Genomic DNA, 19,506 nt, shown 5'->3' on the forward strand with positions numbered 1-19,506 from the left:
CTGCCCGATTACCAGGCTGGCGGCCCCACTGCCAGCCTCCGCCTGTGGGTTCAGGCGCGCACCAGTTCGCCGTCGCGCAAGCGCCAGAGCGCGAGCGGATTGTCGTTCTGAAGCGCGGGCGGCAGCAGGTCGGCCGGCAAATCCTGGTAGCAGACCGGGCGCAGAAAACGCTCGATCGCCATCGCGCCCACCGAAGTCGTGCGCGCGTCCGAGGTGGCCGGGAACGGTCCGCCGTGCACCATCGCGTACGACACCTCCACTCCCGTCGGGAAGCTGTTGGCGAGAATGCGGCCCGCCTTGCGTTCGAGCACCGGCAAGAGGCGCCGCGCCTGGGCGTAGTCGCCGCTGTCAATATGCAGCGTCGCGGTCAACTGGCCTTCCAGATGTTCGGCCACGCGCAGCAGTTCCGCCTCGTCGCGGCAGGCCACGACCAGCGACACCGGCCCGAAGATCTCGTCCGCCAGCGCGTGCTGCACGAGGAATTGTCCGGCCGTCGTCTTGAACAGCATTGGCAGAGCGGCGCAGTGCGCGTCCGACTGCGTGCCCTCGGCCACGCGCTCCACGCCCGGCTGCTGCGCGCGCGCTTCCACGGCCTTGCGGTAGCTCGCGGCGATGCCGGCCGTCAGCATGGTCTGTGCGGTCTTCTGCCCGAGCGCTGCTGCGGCTTGCGCCACGAAGCGGTCGAGGTCGGGGCCGTCGAAACCGAGTACGAGACCCGGATTCGTGCAGAACTGCCCGACGCCCAGCGTCAGCGACTCGACGAAGCCCTTCGCCAGCGCCTCGCCGCGCGCGGCCAGCGCCGCCGGCAGAACGAACATCGGATTGATGCTGCTCATCTCAGCATAGACGGGAATTGGCTCGGCACGCTCTCCGGCAATGCGCGCGAGCGCGAGACCGCCGCCGCGCGAACCCGTAAAGCCCACCGCCTTGATCGCCGGATGCGCGACCAGCGCTTCGCCGAGCGCATTGCCGCCGCCGAACAGCAGCGAGAACACGCCCGCGGGCAAGCCCACGTCGGCGACGGCCTGCTGGATCGCGCGGGCCACGAGTTCCGAGGTGCCCGCATGAGCGGGATGCGCCTTCACCACGACGGGACAGCCCGCCGCGAGCGCCGAAGCGGTATCGCCGCCCGCCACCGAAAACGCGAGCGGGAAGTTGCTGGCGCCGAATACGGCCACGGGGCCGAGGCCGATGCGCTGCGCGCGCAGATCGGAGCGCGGCAGCGGCTTGCGCTCGGGCAGTGCCGAGTCGAGCACGGCGCCGCACCAGCGGCCGTCGCGCACGAGCGACGCGAAAAGGCGCAACTGACCGACCGTGCGGCCACGCTCGCCTTCGAGGCGGGCCTTCGGCAGCGCGGATTCGAGATGCGCGCGCTCGATCAGCGCGTCTCCGATCCCCAGAATGCGTTCGGCGATCGCTTCAAGCAAACGCGCGCGCGTTTCGAGCGGCGCGGCGCGCAAAGGGTCGAAGGCCTGCGCGGCCAGCGTACAGGCCCGCTCGACTTCGGCGCTACCGCCAAGGCCGAACGAAGGCTCGATCTCCGCGCCCAGTGCGGGCGCGAAGGCGCGCATTTCGCCCTGGGTACCGCGCACGGCGTCGGCACCCAGGAGCATGTTTCCGGATATCTGCATGGTCGCTCCGTGAATTCCTTTCGCGCACACGCGCGCTTTACGCGCACGCCGCCTGCACGAGCGAGTTTTCGAACGCGAGCAGCGCCTTGGCCGCCTGTTCGATGGCGGGCAGCGCCGACTCGGGCGAACCGCTCAGGAGCGGCAGGATCGGACCCATGTTGCCGATGCCGGAAAGCGTCACGGCGTCGTGCAGCACGCGGATGAGCGAGATGTCGTCGCGCAGCGTTTCGAGCGGCATGAAGTGGCTGTAGAGGCGCTGCGCCTCTTCCGCGCGGCCTTCTTTCGCGGCGGCGAGAAGCGCCATCACGGCGCGCGGCGCGATGCAGCCCGAGCCCGTGGTCCAGGCGGCGAGGCCGAAGTCGCGCACGTGGACGAGCGCCGGACGCTCGCCCATGCCCGAGACGACCTTCGACGCCGGCACCCGCTCGAGCAGGTGGCGCAGGTAAGGATCGTTCGTGGGATCCTGGCGCACGATCGCGTATTTCACGGCGGCCAGCGTGCCGCTCTCGACGAGGCGCGCGAGCGTATCCACGTCCACGTAATCTTCGCTCTTGACATAGAGCGTGAGCGGGATGCCCGCGGTGTCGCTGATGCGCTTCAGGCCCGCCTCGACGCCGGCCGGCGTGGTGAAGCCGCCGAGCGGCAGCACCATCGCGGTCTGGTACGAGGTCTGCGCGAGAATGCGCGCCTGGTCGAGCATCTTGCCGAAGTCCGGACCGATGGCGGGAATCACGCGCGTTTGCGGCCCGGTCAGGTCGGCGAGCATGTCAAGCAACTCGCGGTATTCGCTGACGGCGACGTGGTAGAGATTGGCATTGCCGCCATAGAGCAGCGTGCGGATGCCGCCCGCCTCCATGTGACGGATCAGCCGGCGGTTTTCTTCGACGTCGAGCGTCAGGTCGGAGCGGCGTGCCAGCGGCGGCACGGCCATCACGGTCGAGGCGAATTCGCTCTCGGCAATCGGGGACACGTTCATGAGGCCTCGTGCGGATTAGTGGGTTGTCGATAGATCGCACAGTAGCAGCCGCCCCTATTGTTGTCAAACAACTTTGGTATTTGTTAGGGTTTGTAGGGTGGCGCGAATGACAACCCCTGCCGAAGATCCGGCGCTTCGTCATTGGGGCAGGCTTGCGATCCCGCCGGCGCAACCGGAAAGTAATTTTTCGACACACATCGTTGCGGATAAAAACGGGCCGATAGCAGAAAATGAAATGGTCGGAGAAACATCATGATCAAACTCTTCCTGGCACTGGCATTGATCGCGGAACTCGCGGGATGTGTGGTGGCCCCGCCTTACGCCTACGCGCCCGCACCGGCGTACGGCTATTACCCCGGCTACTACGCGGCGCCGAGCGTCAACGTCGGCATCGGCTACAGCGGTGGCTGGGGCGGTGGATGGCACCACTAAGCAATTCCGCGCCGCTCAATTTTCATCTTCTTTACAGCACCTTTCAAAGAACGGAGGGCGCGCGTTGGGGGATTGCCCGACCTATCTGATCGGATAGCTATGCAGCCCGAAACAGATAGCTACAGTGGCGTTAAAGCTGGATATATAAGATCGAACTTGCATCGCGGGGAATTCATGAGACTCATCGACCAGGAAATCGCGCATATCACGCGCATCATGATTCCGTCACTGGAAACGGCCAGTGGCGTTCCAATCCTGACCCCGGATTACTGGCACCGGCGCCTCTCGAATCTGCTCGACACCGCTCAGCTTTCGCACGCCCAATTTCGCACGATCGACGCACTGATGAACCAGATCGAACGCATTCTGACCGTCGCACGCAATGAGGTCTGCAGCGCGGCCTGAGTGCAAGTGGCATGCATGGGACGTCCTGCATGCCTGCCCGTTTCCCGCCATGTCACCCGAGCATGGATCGGCCCGCCATCAGGCGGGCCTTCTTTTTTACAGGCTCGCGCCAGACGAGCGGAAACTGCCGCAAGCGCACTGCGGGAGTAACATGGTCCCGTTGGATGGGGTGGAGAATGAGACTACCCACTGGAGGTGCGCCATGTCATCCGTTCGAGGCTTGAAGCTTGGGGCCGCCCTCGGCATTTGCGCCGCCATCGCCGCTTGCGCACCGGTGGAAGGATCCGGACCGCAACCCTCTCAGACCGCCGTCGTCAAACCGGCCGGCTCCTGCCAAACTCCGGATGGCAGCCTGGTGGCGGACAGCACTATCGTGCACCGGTGCGCCATACCGGGCCAGACGGTTACCGGATGTCCGCAGTACCTCTGCCAACGATGCAACGACGGAATCTGGAGTAACGAGTACTCCTGTGCATTGCAATGAGACGCCCGCGCCCCGGGATTAGAGTTCAGGCAGAGCCTCCGCATTGCGCAAGGCAAGATGCGTCCATGCCGTCACCCCGTTGCTGTCGACCGTGCCAGGCTGTAGCCGCGCCTTGATCTCAATTCACCGCTGCCCTCGCCTCGAAGTGCGCGCCCGGCACACGGCACCGCCGCACGAGCCACGCCATCGCGGCCCGATCGAGCGCCGTGCACATCACGAGATAAAGCGCGGCGACGAACAGGAAGACGGGTATCGGATACACCATGAGCCGGTTGTTGACCTGCGTGGCGACGAACGACAGTTCCCCCACGCCGACAATGTACGCGAGCGAGGTGTCCTTCACGAGCGAGACCCACTGATTGACGAACGAGGGCGCCATGATGCGGATCGCCTGAGGCAAGACTACGTGGCGCAACGCCGCGAAGCGTGTGAGCCCCAGCGAAAGCCCTGCCTGCCACTGCGCCTCGCCCACGGCGACGATGCCGGCATGCACGGAATGCGCGAGATACGCGCCGCCGATCAGCGAGAGCGCCCATACGACGGCCACAAGGCCCGGCACATCCATATGAAACAGCACGGGCAGCAGGAAGTAGGTCCAGAAAATCAGCATGAGCACGGGAATCGCGCGAAAAAAGCCGATGACGACCAGCAGCGCGGTACGCGTAATGCGCCCCGCCATCGCCAGGGCAATACCGAGGCCGAGGACCGCGGAGACCAGCGCGGAAGCCGCAGCCAGCACGAGCGTCAGCGCGGCGCCGCCGAGCGGTCCTTGCGGAAACGCTCCGACCAGCAGATACGGCAGGTTCGCGACGAATACGCTCCAGGGCATCATCGGCGTACCCCCGTCGCATGCGTGCGCGCGTGCAGCAAACCCTGCAGCGCGGCTTCTATCACCGCGATCGCGACGATATAAAGCACCGTGGCGATGCCGAACGACGCGAAAGTCTGGAACGTTTCCGTCTCCACCTGGCACGCCCGCGCCATCATTGCCGGATCGTCGCGTCCCGAACCTGCGCGGCGGTGAACTGCGCCGCCGCCTTCTGCAGCGCCAGCGTCTGCAACTGCTGCTTCACCGTATCCTTCGCCTGGTCGAAGGCCGGAATCTGCGTCGGCCGCTTCGCATCCAGCTTCACGATCGCCCAGGCCGTACCCACCTGAACCGGCTGCGGCGTGATCCCGCCCACCGGCAGTTGCACAATCGCCTGCGCCAGCGGCAGCGGTACGCCCTGCGTGTTGCCTTCCGTCAGCGGTGTCCTGAAGCTCACCCACGGCATGGCGCCACCGTTCGCCCTGCTCGGCGCCACGCTGTATTCCTTCGCCAGCGCATCGAAGGGCTGCCCCGCCTTCACCTTGCCCAGCACCGTCTTCGCCGTCGCTGCATCGGGCACGACGATCATCTGCGACTGGAACTCCTCCTTGCCCAGCGACGCCACGATCTGGTCGTAGCGCGCCTTCACCTGGTCGTCCGTCACCGCGTCCGGATGGATGTTGTCCTTCAGGTACAGCTGGATCTCGGTACCCACCTTCGCGTCCGCTGCCGCCTGCTGGACTTCCGGCTTCTGGTCGTAGTGCGCCTTCACCGCGTTCTGGCGGAACACCTCACGCACGATCAGTTCATTTTTCAGCACCTGGCGCAGTTGCGGCGTATCGGGTGCGCCCGTTTTCGTGGTCACCGCGCGCACGGCATCGTCGAGCTGGCTCTGCGGCACAGCCACACCGTTGACAACGGCCATCGCCCCTCCCGGCAATCCTGCGGCAGGGGTATCGATCGCGTAAGCGAAAGACGGACCGAGCGAGCCGGCCATCAGCGAAGCGAAGGCCGCAACGCGGGCCGTATGGACGATACGGTTAAGACGGAACATCACTTGAACTCCTGTTCTTCAGGTTGGTTGCCTGACCCCGGCGGCGGGAGCCTCCGGGGTCGTACCGACGACAACGAAGATGCCACCCGGTCGGGTGTCGATCGCTATGCAGTTGCCCTGTATTGACATGCCAGAGCCACTGCGGTGATGCAGGTACGAGAACACGCCCCCTCCGGCAAAATGCAGCGTGTGGGAAGTCGTGTCCTGCGTACACGCAATTTCATGGCGGAGGACCGTCGCGAGATTCTGGATCTCCACACGCTCAATTTTCGGAATGTGCGCGTTGACGGCCCCCGTTTCGGAAACGATGATTTTCTCGCCGTCCCTGCCTTCAATCAGATAGCTGCCATCCGGGAAGTCTGTCCGCGTACTGCCGGGAAGCCTGACAGACGTTGGCCGATTGCCCATGCTGAACTCCTGGTGATCGTGTAGCCTCAGAATGACCAGTTGAACGTCCCCAGCGCAAGCGTCGCGCGTGGGCCAATTGATGCAGGTCGGCAAAGCTGCCGCCCCACCAGCCCCTCACCCGAGAACTGCTGGCTGCGCCACTGCCATTGCACGCGCAGGCCGGCGCCCACGCCCACCAGCGTGGGGAAGCCCGGCGTGGCGATCAGGTTCGCCTTGCCCGCATCGAGAAACACATAGGGCTCGACACGCCCGTCGTGCCAGACCGGTACATTCACCCACGCCAGTTCGTTGCGCGAGTAAAAGCCGCGGTCACCTGCGAGATCGCCCGAGCGAAAGCCCCGGATCGTGTCCATGCCCCCCAGGTACAACTGCTCGGTGCCGTAGAGGGCGACATTCGTGAACTGGCCGCCCACGGTGCCGCGATAGACAAGCGCCGCATGGCCCAGCTTCGGCAGCGGAATGGCAAACGTGCCCGTGGCGTCGAGCTTGGTAAACTGGCTGTGGGCATAGTCGCTGGGGATATCCGGCGCGTCGTGATCGGCCTCGAACCACGGCAGCCCCTGCGAGATGCCCGCGTCGAGCGTCACGTTGCCCGGCGCATCGTTGAGCACAAACCGGTGCAGCCAGTTGCCGCCCAGGCGCAGCACCGCGATGTGCTGCGGATCCAGGTCGATATCGTTGATCTCGCGGTCGGTGCGCCGCCAGGACAGCGTCGCATCGAGCGCAGTGAGGTCCGACGAGGTACGGCCAAGCTGGTAGTTCCACTCGAAGATATGGCTGAGCGTGCGGCCATACTCCAGCCCGCTGGTCCCGATGACCTGCTGGTACTCGGAATCGGACAGTGTGTAGCTGAACGTGTGACGCCCCCACGGAATCGCGAACGACCCGACGAGCGCGTTGCTCTCGATGCTGTCGATGTAGTTCAGGCTCAGCATTTCCTGCAGGCCGATGAGATTGTCCAGCTCGAGGCCGGCGCGGTAGCGCGTCACGCCCGTCGATTCGGCGCCATAGTTGTCGACGCCGAGCGTGCCGTACACGCTGTCGCCCGGCTGGTTCCGGACATCGACGACGGAGTCGCCCACCGACTGGCCGGGCAGGATCTGCACCCGTGCCTGGTTGCGCTGCAGGCGGTTGATCTGCGCCACGCCCTGGTCGATATCGGACAGGCGCAGCGGATCGCCCGGACTGGACGGGAAAGCGGACTGGTAGCCCTCGTCCGTAAGCCAGCCGCCACCGGCAGACGGCTCGTTGGTCGCGAGGCGGTGAACGGGTTTGCCGTTGACCGTGAAGGCCTCGATCCGTCCCACCAGGACCGTCACGGCCAGCGTGCCCGAACCGATATTCTGCGGCGAAAACATCGCGCGCGTAGTCGCATAGCCGGCCGAAACATAGGCGTCGGTGAGGCGGCGCAGCAGGACATTGATCCGGCGCGTGCCCATCTGCTGGCCGGTAAACGGCGCGATCAGCGCATCGAGCGTTGCCTCCGGCACGGCGGTCTTTGCAAGCGGCGTGCCGTTCGGCCCGACCAGCACGATGTGCGTCACCCTGAACGTCGGGCCCGGTTCGGCGATCTGGTCGACGGGCGTGTCCAGTGGGATGTTGAGCGTGCTGTCGCCACCCTGCGGCGCGACGCTGACCTGCGCCGGGGGCAGCGCCAGCTGCCGCTGCCGGTCCGCCTCGCGCTGCTGGTCGATCAGCTGCTGGGCGGGATCCTGCACCGGGCGCGGCGCGACGGGCGGTGGAGTCTGGGCGTAAGCGTTCACGACCATCGCGGTCGCCGCGGGCAATGCGGCGAGCCGCCATTTCTTCTTCTGCATCGGTCAGTACCACCACCACGTCGTGAGGCCAAGGTGCTGGCCGATCACTACGGGCGTCGTCGTCGGCGCGCGAACGGTCGTGATGCCGCCCGTCGCGCTTGTGCCCTTCCCGCCCGAAATGTAGCCCCCGTTGACGACCGCGTCGCCCGTGAGCGTCACGAGACCGTCGGCGGTGAATCCGCCACCGACGTCGGTCGCGAGGATCTGCGCCCACGTGCTGCCGAAGAACGCCTTGAAACCACGATCCTGGTTGATGGCCGAATAGCCCGTGACGCCGGTTGCGTACGTGAGCGGTGCGCTCACGTCGAGATTGCCCTGCGCGTACACGTTGCTACCGGCGTCCGTCGCGCTCGTGCCGGCCGTGATCGAGACGTTCTGGCCGGACTGGATCGTGCCGCCATAAGGCGTCACGTTGCTCGACGCGCTGCCGTGGCAGAAGATGAAGCAGCTCTGCGAGTAACTGGCCTGACCGGCAAACACGGCCGCGTTGGTGAACACATCCTGCGCGCGGATCGTGATGTCACCATCGTTGGACTGGATGATTCCACCCGAATTCGTGACGTTGCGCCCCGAGATCGAGACCGGGCCGGCCGTCGAGGCGATCAGGGCGAGCTGGTCCGGCTGCGTGACGCTGCCGTAATCGACATTGAACCCGCTCGACGTATGCACGAAGAACAGGAAGCGGCCGCCTTCGTAGGAGTACGCCACGGGCGCTCCACCATTCACGCCGCCCGTGTGGTCGATGACGTTGTTCACGTCGCCCTGGGCCGCGAGCGTCACCGCACCGTTGGATTCGATACGGGCGTTGTCGTTGGTGATGTCGCCCTGTGCGTTTAGCTGCGCATCGGCCGCCGCGGCAAACAGGATGCCCAGGTTCGTGGCATCCGAGCGGTTCGTGATGCTGCCGCCGGCGTTCAGGACGAGGTCGCCACCGCTCAGGGTGCCGTCGGCCGCGATCAGTCCGGCCTGCAGCTGGCTACCCGTGTTGCTGATGTCGCCGGTCGCGGTCAGCGTGAGGGCATTGTCAGCCGTGACCTTCGAAGGACCGGACGCGTCGTCGGTGACGGCTATGCTCGCGGCGTCGAGCGTCGTGTTGTTCGACGCACCGATCTGCACGCCCTGCATCGACAGGGCGCCGGTGGCACTCAGGGCGACGTCGTGCCCGGCCAGGATCTGCTGGTCGGTGAGCGACAGCGCACCGCCTGCGTCGATCGTCGCATCGTTGCCGGCCTGGAGCCCTGCGCCCTGCAGCGAGACATTGCCGCTGGCCGTCAGCACAACGCCACCATTGGCATGGACGGGCGTGCCCTGCATCGTGAGCGCACCTGCAGCCGTCAGCGAGGCATCGTTCGCTGCGGTGATCGAGCCGCCTGCGGTCGTGATGTCACCGTTGGCCTGGACGACGGCGTCGCCCGCGGTGGCGTTGAGCGTGCCGGCACTGCGCACGCCCGCGCCCTGGTCCGTGACGATCAGTTGCACGCGGCCCGCGGTCAGTCCCCCGGCTGCCGTGATATCGACGGCCCAGGCTGGCCCCTGCACACCGGGTGACGTCAGGCCGACGAGCCAGTCGTGGCCGTTATCGCCCGGGGAGAACGCGGTATCCCAGGTGGTCGTGCTGCTGCCGGTGATCGCACGGATGCCACCGGTCGAGCTCGTATAGCCGTTAGTTACCGGCCCGTTCACAGCCAGTTGCTTCGAAACGAGGTCGAGGTTGACAAGCGTGCCCGAAAGACCGCCGGGACCGACAGTGATCGTGCCGCCGTTCGTCGTGAGCACGACGTTGCGCTGGATCTGGCCCGGCGCGGGGGTGGTGTCGCTGAAGCTGACCTGTCCGGTAGAGAGCACGACGTGGCCGGCGTTCACGAAGGAACCGCCATCGACCGTGATGCCGTTCGGGTTCGCCAGAATGACGTTCGCACGCGGGCCCAGCACGTTGATCGCCCCCTGGATCAGCGAGGGATTCGTGCTGGTGACCTGGTTGACGATCGTGTTCGCGTTGATGCCCGCGTTGTTCAGGTCCGCGCCCGCTGCGCCCACGTTGAACGAGCGGTAGGTGTTGTTCGAGACGCCGCCCACGGCAGGTGCGATGCTGACGGTCTGGTGACCGTTTGCTGCCGTCGAGACGCTTGTCGCGGTGTTGCCGTCCGTCACGATGCCCACAGCAAATGCGTTTGCAGCGGTGCCCCCTAGCAGGGCAACAGCAGCCAAAGCGCCACACCCCATCTTGCAGTTTTGGCTAACTAACCACTTCTTCATATACATACGCAGTACGAAATGTTAAATTTTCTGCAATGACCTTTGTGATACTGCAGTCTGCCGCTACGGATCCAGGCCGATCCCGCGCGTTCCAAAATGAACACTGGCAGCGCCCAGTAGAAGACCTGCCAGCGTGGCTCCAAACGCCAACCAGAAATACGCGTCGAACGTAAACATCTGGAAAGCCCTCTTCAGGCTGAAGATTCCAAACGCGAAGAAGAGATTGCCTGTGTTGATCAACACAACGCTCAACACTCTGGAATAAACTCTGGACGTCACGATGCTGGCCTGTCTGTTCTGTGCCTCAATACCAATGACCGATCCATCTGCCCGTTCATACCACGTCCCGGCATATCCGGGTGGCGTCGTGGTCGGAGTAGCACCGTTCAACAACTGCTGTCCCTGCTCCTGTCGATTAGGGAGATGGTGGCGTAATTACTAAGCTCGCGTCGATACCACCGCGCCGCGCCTTCTCAACACATCGAAGCCAGTCCCTCCAAGCAGCAGGATCAGCCGTCGTCCCATCAGGAAGTAAACTTAGGTCACCCAACAACGAACCAAGTTCATCGGATTGCGTTCGCTGGTAAAGCTCGACGATGAACTCGAACATCGCAAGATATGCTTCTTGCAAGCTAAGGTTCTCAGCATTCGTAGTCATTTCGCTCTCGATTCCGTCCAAGCTGCAATCGTCACAAGCCCCGGCCGAAGCCCGGTCTGTCGTTTCGCGATCGATGCGCGCAATTGGTGCCTGCTAGCCGATCCTGCAACGATCATTTTTTTAGTTTTTCACTCCAAGGTCGGAATTTCCTCTCAAGGCGAAACTGAACCGCAGCCACGCAGATCAAGCACAACCCTTTTGCGACCTTCAGATAATTCCCATCCGTGTTCATGTAGCGCTCGGCGCGCGAGATCTTCGCCCACAGATTGCCCAGCTTTGCTGCTCGCAACAACAGTTCGTCGGTCTTGGCGTCATCCTTTTCAACACCGAGACCATTGGCATACAGATGCGCCAATCGCAACATGGAGGGCGCATATTCTCTTTGAGTTCCGATAGAAAATATCTCGCAAGCCTTAACGTAGTCCTTTCTTCGAAAATAAAAATAACCAACGGGAAGAGTTGCAACCGCCGATCCAGACTCTATAGATTTCCGATACCAATACTCCGCCTGCTCGAAATCCGGTCCACCATCGTTTTTGGACCGGAATTCATATCGACTCGCCAAGTTCACCATGCTCAACACGGACCCTCTGCTAATGAGAATCCTGTACGCTGCCGCAGCCGCAACGAAATCGTGGACTCCTGCAGTGCGCTCCAGAGTCACCGCATCTGGCTCCATGTTCCACTCTTGTTTTTCTCTAGAAAGGGCATTTTTCTTCATAACGCTCACTTACCAGGCGGATTCTGCTTAAATGGATCGGGAATAACAGGTTGAATGTCGTCTTCCTTTATCAGCTCAAGAGCATCTTTCGGGTCCATTGGACCACTCCCAGCATCCGACTGACTGCCGATAGTCTGAGGCGGACTCCAGCACAGCAGGCAAACCAAAGCCTGCACCCAATGCTTGGTACCGTTATTCAGCGCTTCATTCTCCGCCGCGGTGGTACCTGCCGTCGCATTCTGCCCTGCGAGGTCCGCAAGTCCACCACCAGCCAGCATAGACAGCGCCGTAACTGTCGCAATCTGCGCGTTCGTCAGCGGCGCGCCTGTCGGATCGATGGCGCTCATTACCGCTGGCGAAAGCAGGGCACTCGTGGCCCCGCCAATCGCCCCGCCCCCACAGCCCGCACCCGTCGCCGCACCCGCTGCACAGCCGAGGGCTGCATGCGCCGCGATGTATTCCGCCTCGTTAAGACTGCCCTGTGCGTCACCGATATCGAACGCCCCGGCCGCGGCCACGTCGCCCACCGCTGCATTGCGCAGCGCGTCCAGGAAGCTGCCGCCCTCGATGCCTGCCTGGGCACCCGCCTGGATCAGCGCTTCGCCCGCAATCCCGAGCGCCTGTCCCGGCAGGTTCGCCAGCGTGCCTGTGGCCTGCGGCACGAGCGAGCCGTTCGAGGGCTGTACCCCGGCAAGATTCGCCAGGCTGTCGGAAGATCCACCCATCGAGAAGCCGAAGCCCGAGTCCCCGGAATACGTGATCCCGCTCGCCAGCCCCGCCGAGATACCCGCAACCAGCGCAGTCTCGAACGCGCTGCCCAGGTTCAGCGAACCGGTGCTGACCAGTTGGCTCGCCGCACTGGCTGCAAATCCCGTCGTCGCAGCCGCCAGCCCGGTCGCCAGCACGCCCGCGCCCATCGCGCTTTCATAGGCGGCAAGCACCTCCGGACCGGCGTAGATCGAGATCACCGCCGCGGCCACCATGCCGATGATCGACATGAACCCCATGCCGCCGTCGCTGTAAGCCATCGACGTGGTCAGGTCATTGCTGACCGTGGACTGCGTAAAGTTGCCGCCGAGCTGGTCCTTCAGGCTCGCGAGCAGTTGCGCCGTCGCTGCGTTGTTCGCGCTGCCGTCTGCGTTCACCTGCTGCAGGGTGCCGCTGATCTGGTTGATCGTGTCGGCCGTCAGGCTGTAGTTCGCGGCCGACATGAAGCCGCCCTGCTGCACCACCGTGCCGGTGGTGGCCGCCACGCCGTCGCTCACTTCCTGGTAGATCGTGCCGACGTTGGTCGAGCGCTGCTCGTTGGTGAGCGTGCCCGTGTTGACCGTCAGGTTCTGCGCGCTGATGCTGCCGGTGTTGAGGATGCTGTTCGCGTAATTGAGCGTCACGTTCGTGCCGCTGATCTCGCCATCGGCGCTCACGCTCGCGTAGTTCTGCGGCAGCAGCACCTCGGGCATGAGCGCCTGCACGGTCGGGCACGCACCGTTGCCGGTGGCCGTGCAGCCCGGCTCGGGTACCGTCTGTTCGACGTACCAGAGCATCGGCGCATTGATCTGCGCGAGCTGCGCCTGACTCAGCTGCGTGCCCAGCGCGACATTGTTCTGTTCGGCGTACTGGAGCGCTGCGCCGTACAACGCAGCCGTATCCTGGTTGTTGATCGAGGTCTGGCTCTGGCTGTCCGTCTGCGACGGCATCGCGTAGAAGCTCGACTGGCCCGTTGCCTGCAGGGCTGCCTGCTCGACCTGCTGCGCCTGCGTGTACGGATCGTAGTAGAACTGCGTCGTACCCGGCTGCAGGTTCGAGGGCAGCGCTGCGATGAGCGCCGCCGGCGAGAGATCGTTCGTCACGGCCGAGGCCGGGCTGTTGAACAGGTATGTCACGTTGACGCTCTGGCCGCCGACGGTCTGGACCGTGGTGCCGCCCGCCGGGCCGACCGTGTTCGCCACCGGCGGCGCCACCGGCTTGCCGACCGTCTGCGTACCGATCGGCGTGTTCGACGGCAGACCGGCTCCGCCGGTCACCGACGTTGGCTGCCCGCTGAGCGTCGTCACCTGCCCCGCGCTGTTCACGGTGGTCGTGGCGCCCGCCGGCACCGACGGCGGGCCAAGCGGAATCACCTGGCCGGCGATGGCCGGCGGCGGTGTATAGACGTTCGGGTTCGTGATGCCGTTCACCAGCGTCGAGCCGGTGAGGTTCACCGTCTGACCAATCACGTTGCCGGTGTTGGTCAGCGTCGGCGAGTTGACGGCCAGCGTGTTCCCCGCCTGGATCGTGCCCGCCACGAAGTCGGGCAGACCCACCGCATCCGGCAGCCCGGCCGGATCCTGCGCCTGCCCGCTCTGGTACGCGCTGCCGTAGAGCTGCGCGCACAGTGCCGCATTGCCCGCGCAACCCCATGCGGGGAAGCTGGCGTCGTAACTGGTCACGTTCGCGTGCCAGTACGCATTGAGGTACTGGTTGTCGCTGCTCGCACTGGTGGTCGCGTTGATCGTGACGTTGTTCAGTCCCGTGATCAGGCTGCCCGTATTCGCGAACGTGTTCGCATTCAGGTTGACGTTGTGGTTCGCCGTGATCGTCGAAGGCGCCGCCGACTGCACGTCAACGTAAGCTTCGCAGTTTGACGAGCAGCCGGCGAACGGCGTCGCGCCACCGTAGTTCTGGTGGATCTGCACAGGTGCCGCAATGGTGTTCACCAGGCTCGCGGCATTGATGTCGACGTCATTGCCGGCCGCGATGGCGCCCGAGGTATTCGTCACGCCTGCGGCCTGCGTGACACTGGCCGGCGTGGCCGGGCCGTCGCCCGCCACGGTCCCCGCCCCGCCAATCACCACGTTGCGGCCGGCGACCAGGTTCCCGTAAGTATTGCTGACCGTATTCGCGGCAATGACAATGTCGTTGCCAGCGGTGACGTTCGCGTTGATCTGCTGGTAGCTGTAGGTCTGCGAGTTCGGATTCGTGGTATTGAGCGACGAGCAGCCCGCGCTGAAGCCCGCCGCGCAACCCGCGGTGGTCGTCATCGTCCCGGTGTTGGTGCCCTGGTTCGTGAAGCTGCTCGCGGTGATGTTGACGTCGTTGGCGGCGGCAATCGTACCCGCGTTCGTCAGGTTACCGCCCGAGAGGTTCACGTTGTGACCGGCCACGATCTGCCCGGCCTGCCCCTGCACGGTCACTGACGAGCTGACCGACGGCGCCGTCACCGTACCGGGCGCATCGACGGTCAGCGTTTCGGCCGGCGTATAGCCGCTGGACCATCCGTTGCTGGGAACAATGCTTCCCATGACCGATACGGCTCCCCCGAGCTTGAAGGAGGTCGCGCTGAATGCGGACAGGAAGGCATTGAGCGAAGCCGCATCCACCGTGTCCGTCACGGTGGAGCTGTACGTCGAGCCGCCGTTGGCGAGCGACTGCACGTTGATGTTCGCGTCGTTGCCGGCGCTAATCGTACTCCCCGTGTTGTCGAGGCTCGTGGCCTGCAGCGACAGGTTGTTACCCGCGGCAATGACGGAGGGCACCGTGCTGCCCCCGGTCGTTGTGGTCGTCTCGGTGACGCTCGGCAGCGCCACCGTCATGGTCGCGTACGCACCGGTACTGCCTGACGTCGGAACCGCCCCGTCCTGCACGTACCAGTCATTCTGCGTCACGGGAATGCCCATGGCGTTCCAGGACGTGACCGTCGGAACGTCGACGAACTCCACGGTACCCGAGGTGGCGACCGGTGCCGTCTGGCTGTCAACAGGAACCTCCAGCTGGGCGGGCTGGAAGCGTTGTGGCCAGCTGGTATCCGGAACACCATCGTCATACCAGACCGTACCCGCGTCCGGTACAGTGCCGCTTGCGGAGAGCAGGCCGCCAAGCGTCAATGGAACGGTTGCGTTGACCCCGCTCCCGAGAACCCCCGTGGGGCCGTCATAATTCGCATAGACCGCTTCGGTGCCGATTACCATCGACATCAGCAACGCGCTGTTATCGACCGTGGTCGTCGTAGTCGTCGTGGTGCCCGCGGCGCTTGCACCCGTATTGACGACACTGTTTGCCGTGATCGAGAGATCGTTAGTGGCAGTGATCGTGCCGCCGGCATTGGTAAGGTCTCCCGACAGGTTGATCGCCATGTTGCCGGCACCGGTCGTGGCGTTGCCCGCCTGGGTGACACCATTCGAGTTGTCGTAGCTCGATCCTGAAATGTTCAGCGCGTTCTGTGCCTCCACCGTCCCCGCGTTCGTACCGGAGCCATTCAGTGTGAAGGCGTCGTTGGCCTGCACGGTCGCGCCCGCCTGGTTGGCGAGGCTGCCGTTGATCGTCAGATCCTGCGCGGCCACGGTGCCCGAGTTGGTCACATCGCCATTGAGCGCGAGCGAGCCCGACGCCTGGCTGATCGTGCCAGCGTTGCTGATGCCCTGGCTGGCCGTCACGTTCACGGTCGTGTCCGGCAGCACCCATGCGCCGGTATTGTTGATCGACTGCACCGACAGGTTGAACGCGTTGCCGCCATTGAGCGTGCCCATCGTGGCGCTGGAGGGATCGATCGCCTGGTTCGGCAGGTTCAGCGTCAGGCTGTTCTGCCCGAGGATCTGACCGCTGGTGTTGTTGAACGAACCGTTGCCGCCGGTGACGTTCACCGTCACGTCGCCCGTCGCCGCGTTCGGGTTGTTCACGTCGCCCGCAAAGATCAACCCATTGGTGTTGTTAAGGCTGCTGGCCGAAATCGTGAGCGCGTTCGTCGCGAGCAGCGCCCCGGAGTTCGTGAGGCTGTCTGCGACGTTGATGTTCGCCGTCGAACCGTAGATCGAGCCGCTGTTGCCCAGGTCCGTGGCGTTGACGCTGGCCGTCTGCAGCGACGAGAGCAGCCCCTGGTTGCTGATCTCGCCCCCTGACACGTTCAGGTTGCCGGCGGCCATCTGCGTGCCGACGTTGGTCATTGAAGCGCCGCTGAGCGAGGCATCGCCCATGTACGCAGCGGTGCCGCCCGTGGTGAGCGTCTGCGAGGCCGTCGCGGTGTACGTGCCGCCGATCACCGCATTGGCGGTCGTGACATTCGCGCCCGAGAGCGTCGCGTTGCCGTTCACGCTCAGCGTCGGCGCGTTGGCATCGTAAGCGGCGTTCAGCTGTCCGGCCGAGGTGTCGAGGCTGTTCGTCGCGGTGGCCGCGAGGTTGCCGCCGACCGCGAGACCCTGCGTAGTGATGTTCGTGCCAGTCAGCACCGCATCCTGCGCGACCGTCGTCTGGCCGTTCAGCGTCAGGTTCTGGCCAGCATTCAGCGTCGCGTTGCCCGCGCTCGAAACCGGGCCTGACGCCGTGACGCTGCCACCCTGCGCATTGACATTCAGGTTGCCCAGCGTCTGCACGCTGCCCTGCGCGTTAATGTCGGTACCAGCGGTGATGCTCATGTCGCCGCCCGAGAGCGCGCTGTCGGTCAGCGTGACACTGCCGCCCGTGGCGGCAAGCGTTTCGCTGCCCACCGCCGTGGTCGCCGCGACCGACAGGTTCTGCGCGGCGGTTGCATCGAGATTGTTGCCGGTCTGGATCGCGCCCGAAACCGCGAGATTGCGCCCGGCGACCAGGCTCGTGTCGCTAGCGACGTTAAGGGTGCCCACGCCGTTGAGATCACGCCCGGCGTTCACATTCAGGTTGCCCGAACCATCCACCTCCACGCCGCCATCCAGACTGACGTCCCGGCCGGCGCTCACGCTCGTGTCGCCACCGGTGTGCACCGTGCCCGTGATGATCGCGTCCTGACCTGCGCTCACGCTTGCCGCCCCCGGGCCCGACAACGTGCCGGCCACCGTCACGCTACCTGCGGACGAACTGATCGCGGCGTTGCCCTGGCTGTAAACGCTGCCGCCCAGGCTGACACCCTGCGCCCCGCCCGCAGTCAATGCGCCGAGGCTCACGACGTCTCCGGTCGCGGACAGCACACCCGCCGTTGCCGTCAGCACCATGTCGCCGACCGAGCTCGCCGTCCCGTTGATGGACGCGTTGCCGCCTGCCTGGACCGTCAGCGTCGAACCGGCTGTCGCCGCGCCGTCGAGCGTCGCGTCCTGACCGGCCGTGATGGCCACCGCGCCCGGCGCGGTCACGGTACCGCCCAGCGTCGCGTTGCGGCCCGCGCTGGCCGTCACCGTGGTACCGCCCTGCAGGTTGCCGGTGGTCGCGATATCCTGCCCGGCCTGCAGGGTCACGGCGCCGTTCGACGAGGCGACATCGCCCTGGCTGCTGACCGAGCCGTTCGTCGCGGTAATCGAGACGGCCCCCTGCGCCTGGGTCGTGCCGCCCAGCGTGGCGTTCTGCGCGGCCGTAACGGTGAGCGCCCCGTTGGTTTGCACGTCGCCCGCGACCGACACCGAACCGGTCTGCGCCGTGATGCCCGTGTCCCCGACGCTGCTGACGGTGCCGTTCACCGTCGCATTGCGCGCACCGGTCAGCGTCACCGTGCTGCCCCCCTGCACCGCCCCGTTGATCGTCAGGTCACGACCGGCTGCCGCCGTCACCGTACCCGGCGCGGTGAGCGCCGAATTGATCGTCAGGTCGCCCGCCGTCGTCTGCAGCGCGATGTTCTGCGCGCTGAGCGAACCGAGCGTCATCGCGTTGCCCGCGACGAGGCTTGCCGTACCATTGGCCGCGACCGACGCGGCGTTCAGGTTGCCGCCAGCGGTCAACGAGACGTCCTGTCCGGCCGATACGGCCCCTGACGCATCGATGTCGCCTGCCGCGCTGACCGTGTAGTTCTGGTTCGCCAGGCCCGCGTCCGTCATCGAGGTATTGCCGGCGCTGGTGAGGTTGACGTTCTGGCTCGCGAAGGTCTGCCCGACGGTGATGTCGCCACTGGAATTCACGACGGCGTTGCCCGCCGTCGCCGAGAGTGCGCCGAGCTGGTTCACCCCCATGCCGGCGGCGGTCGAGACGATATACACCTGCCCCGAGGTCACCGAGCCGAACTGGCTCGCGTCGATGGCAATGCCGCCGTTACCGATGGCGGCGGCCGTGTTGGCCGTACCGTTGGATGAAGTCCCGTACGTGGTCCCCGCGGCGCCGGCGGCGGTGGGCGTGACGAGCTGGTTGCCCGAGATGAGGTTGACGCGGCTGTCGGCCTGGATGGGCGCGTCGACCGTGAGGGTCTGGCCGATGAGATCGATGTTGCCTACGGTCCCGGCGATGCCAGGGCCTGGCGTGCCATCGTTACCCGGCGCTCCGTTAATGGCAATGTTGCCGGAGCTCACGCTGTACGCGAGCGCGCTGGCATTGGCATAGCTGGTCGCCGTCCCACCCGCTGCCGTGATGAACTGCGGCGTGCCGGTCGTGAGCGTGAGGTTCGAGATATTGGTGAGCGACGTGCCGCCCGGGATAGAAATGCCGTTCGGGTTGGCAATGATGAGCGCGGCGGTATTGCCAAAAACCTCAAGCGGCCCGGCAATCACGGACGCGTACTGGCTGCCCGTGGAGCTCACCTGCGCCAGGATCGTCGATGCCGTGCGCCCGGCAAGATTCGGGTTGGCGCCGACCTGGCCACCGGTGAGCGAGGTGCCTGCGACCAGGCTGTTGTCGAAGATCAGGCCTTCAGCACCCACCGACAGGCTCTGGAACTGCGAGACGGACAGACCGTTCGCGTTCGGCGCGGGAATGTTGACCACCGGCGTGCCGGCCGAACCCTGCGTCATCGTCGGCTGGAACGGGACAGGCGCACGCGGATCGACGATCGGCGCGGCGTGGGCGGTCTGGTCGGCAAGCAGCACGGCGGGCGCGAAGTACATCACGACCGTCATAAATGCGGCGGTGAGCCGCATCCACAGCGGCCGAACGCGCGGCACATAAACACGCGCGCAAGCGAAGCGCTGTCTCTCAAGCGCAACGTTTCGTTC

At 65.1% G+C, this 19,506-nt stretch carries 15 protein-coding genes; 3 read left to right on the forward strand and 12 right to left on the reverse strand.

Going from position 1 to position 19,506, the window contains the following annotated elements; all coding sequences use genetic code 11:
* Positions 1-50: 50 nt before the first annotated feature.
* A complete protein-coding gene (locus V8683_RS12015; protein WP_411191215.1) occupies positions 51-1,631 on the reverse strand; it encodes an aldehyde dehydrogenase (NADP(+)) in 1,581 nt (526 codons plus the stop codon).
* Between the two features lie 37 nt (positions 1,632-1,668).
* Entirely contained in the window at positions 1,669-2,607 is a 939-nt protein-coding gene (locus V8683_RS12020; protein WP_411191216.1) for a dihydrodipicolinate synthase family protein, read from the reverse strand.
* Between the two features lie 106 nt (positions 2,608-2,713).
* Here V8683_RS12020 and V8683_RS12025 point away from each other — a divergent pair, with 106 nt between their 5' ends.
* The 3 genes from V8683_RS12025 to V8683_RS12035 all read left to right on the forward strand — a co-directional run bounded on the left by V8683_RS12025 (position 2,714) and on the right by V8683_RS12035 (position 3,444).
* Positions 2,714-2,863, forward strand: a complete 150-nt coding sequence (locus V8683_RS12025; protein WP_411191217.1) for a hypothetical protein — start codon at positions 2,714-2,716, stop codon at positions 2,861-2,863.
* The gene (locus V8683_RS12030; RefSeq protein ID WP_411191218.1) at positions 2,860-3,039 is read left to right on the forward strand and encodes a hypothetical protein; all 180 of its coding nucleotides are present in this window, start codon (positions 2,860-2,862) and stop codon (positions 3,037-3,039) included. Before V8683_RS12025 ends, V8683_RS12030 begins: the two co-directional genes overlap by 4 nt.
* A 174-nt stretch (positions 3,040-3,213) precedes the next feature.
* Positions 3,214-3,444: a hypothetical protein gene (locus V8683_RS12035; protein ID WP_411191219.1), complete on the forward strand. Its 231-nt coding sequence runs from the start codon at positions 3,214-3,216 to the stop codon at positions 3,442-3,444.
* A gap of 602 nt (positions 3,445-4,046) precedes the next feature.
* Here the strand turns inward: V8683_RS12035 and V8683_RS12040 are convergent.
* The 10 genes from V8683_RS12040 to V8683_RS12085 form a co-directional block, all read right to left on the reverse strand.
* On the reverse strand, positions 4,047-4,757 hold the full coding sequence (locus V8683_RS12040; protein ID WP_411192505.1) for an amino acid ABC transporter permease: 711 nt from the start codon (positions 4,755-4,757) through the stop codon (positions 4,047-4,049).
* Positions 4,757-4,915 carry a hypothetical protein gene (locus tag V8683_RS12045; RefSeq protein ID WP_411191220.1) on the reverse strand — a complete coding sequence of 53 codons (159 nt, stop codon included), beginning with the start codon at positions 4,913-4,915 and terminating at the stop codon, positions 4,757-4,759. Before V8683_RS12045 ends, V8683_RS12040 begins: the two co-directional genes overlap by 1 nt.
* The gene (locus V8683_RS12050) at positions 4,912-5,790 is read right to left on the reverse strand and encodes a peptidylprolyl isomerase (protein WP_411191221.1); all 879 of its coding nucleotides are present in this window, start codon (positions 5,788-5,790) and stop codon (positions 4,912-4,914) included. Before V8683_RS12050 ends, V8683_RS12045 begins: the two co-directional genes overlap by 4 nt.
* An 18-nt stretch (positions 5,791-5,808) precedes the next feature.
* Positions 5,809-6,198, reverse strand: coding sequence for a hypothetical protein (locus V8683_RS12055; RefSeq protein WP_411191222.1), 390 nt, complete (start codon positions 6,196-6,198; stop codon positions 5,809-5,811).
* Positions 6,199-6,224: 26 nt separating this feature from the next.
* Positions 6,225-8,015, reverse strand: coding sequence for a ShlB/FhaC/HecB family hemolysin secretion/activation protein (locus V8683_RS12060; RefSeq protein WP_411191223.1), 1,791 nt, complete (start codon positions 8,013-8,015; stop codon positions 6,225-6,227).
* A 3-nt stretch (positions 8,016-8,018) separates the two neighbouring features.
* Positions 8,019-10,238 (reverse strand): two-partner secretion domain-containing protein, encoded by a 2,220-nt coding sequence (locus tag V8683_RS12065; RefSeq protein WP_411192506.1) that lies wholly within the window; start codon positions 10,236-10,238, stop codon positions 8,019-8,021.
* A 96-nt stretch (positions 10,239-10,334) separates the two neighbouring features.
* On the reverse strand, positions 10,335-10,664 hold the full coding sequence (locus V8683_RS12070) for a hypothetical protein (RefSeq protein ID WP_411191224.1): 330 nt from the start codon (positions 10,662-10,664) through the stop codon (positions 10,335-10,337).
* A gap of 22 nt (positions 10,665-10,686) precedes the next feature.
* Positions 10,687-10,929: a hypothetical protein gene (locus V8683_RS12075; protein ID WP_411191225.1), complete on the reverse strand. Its 243-nt coding sequence runs from the start codon at positions 10,927-10,929 to the stop codon at positions 10,687-10,689.
* A 112-nt stretch (positions 10,930-11,041) separates the two neighbouring features.
* Positions 11,042-11,650 carry a tetratricopeptide repeat protein gene (locus V8683_RS12080; protein WP_411191226.1) on the reverse strand — a complete coding sequence of 203 codons (609 nt, stop codon included), beginning with the start codon at positions 11,648-11,650 and terminating at the stop codon, positions 11,042-11,044.
* Between the two features lie 5 nt (positions 11,651-11,655).
* Positions 11,656-19,431: a two-partner secretion domain-containing protein gene (locus V8683_RS12085; RefSeq protein ID WP_462880634.1), complete on the reverse strand. Its 7,776-nt coding sequence runs from the start codon at positions 19,429-19,431 to the stop codon at positions 11,656-11,658.
* Between the last annotated feature and the right edge of the window lie 75 nt (positions 19,432-19,506).

The organism is Paraburkholderia sp. AV2, from assembly GCF_054968425.1.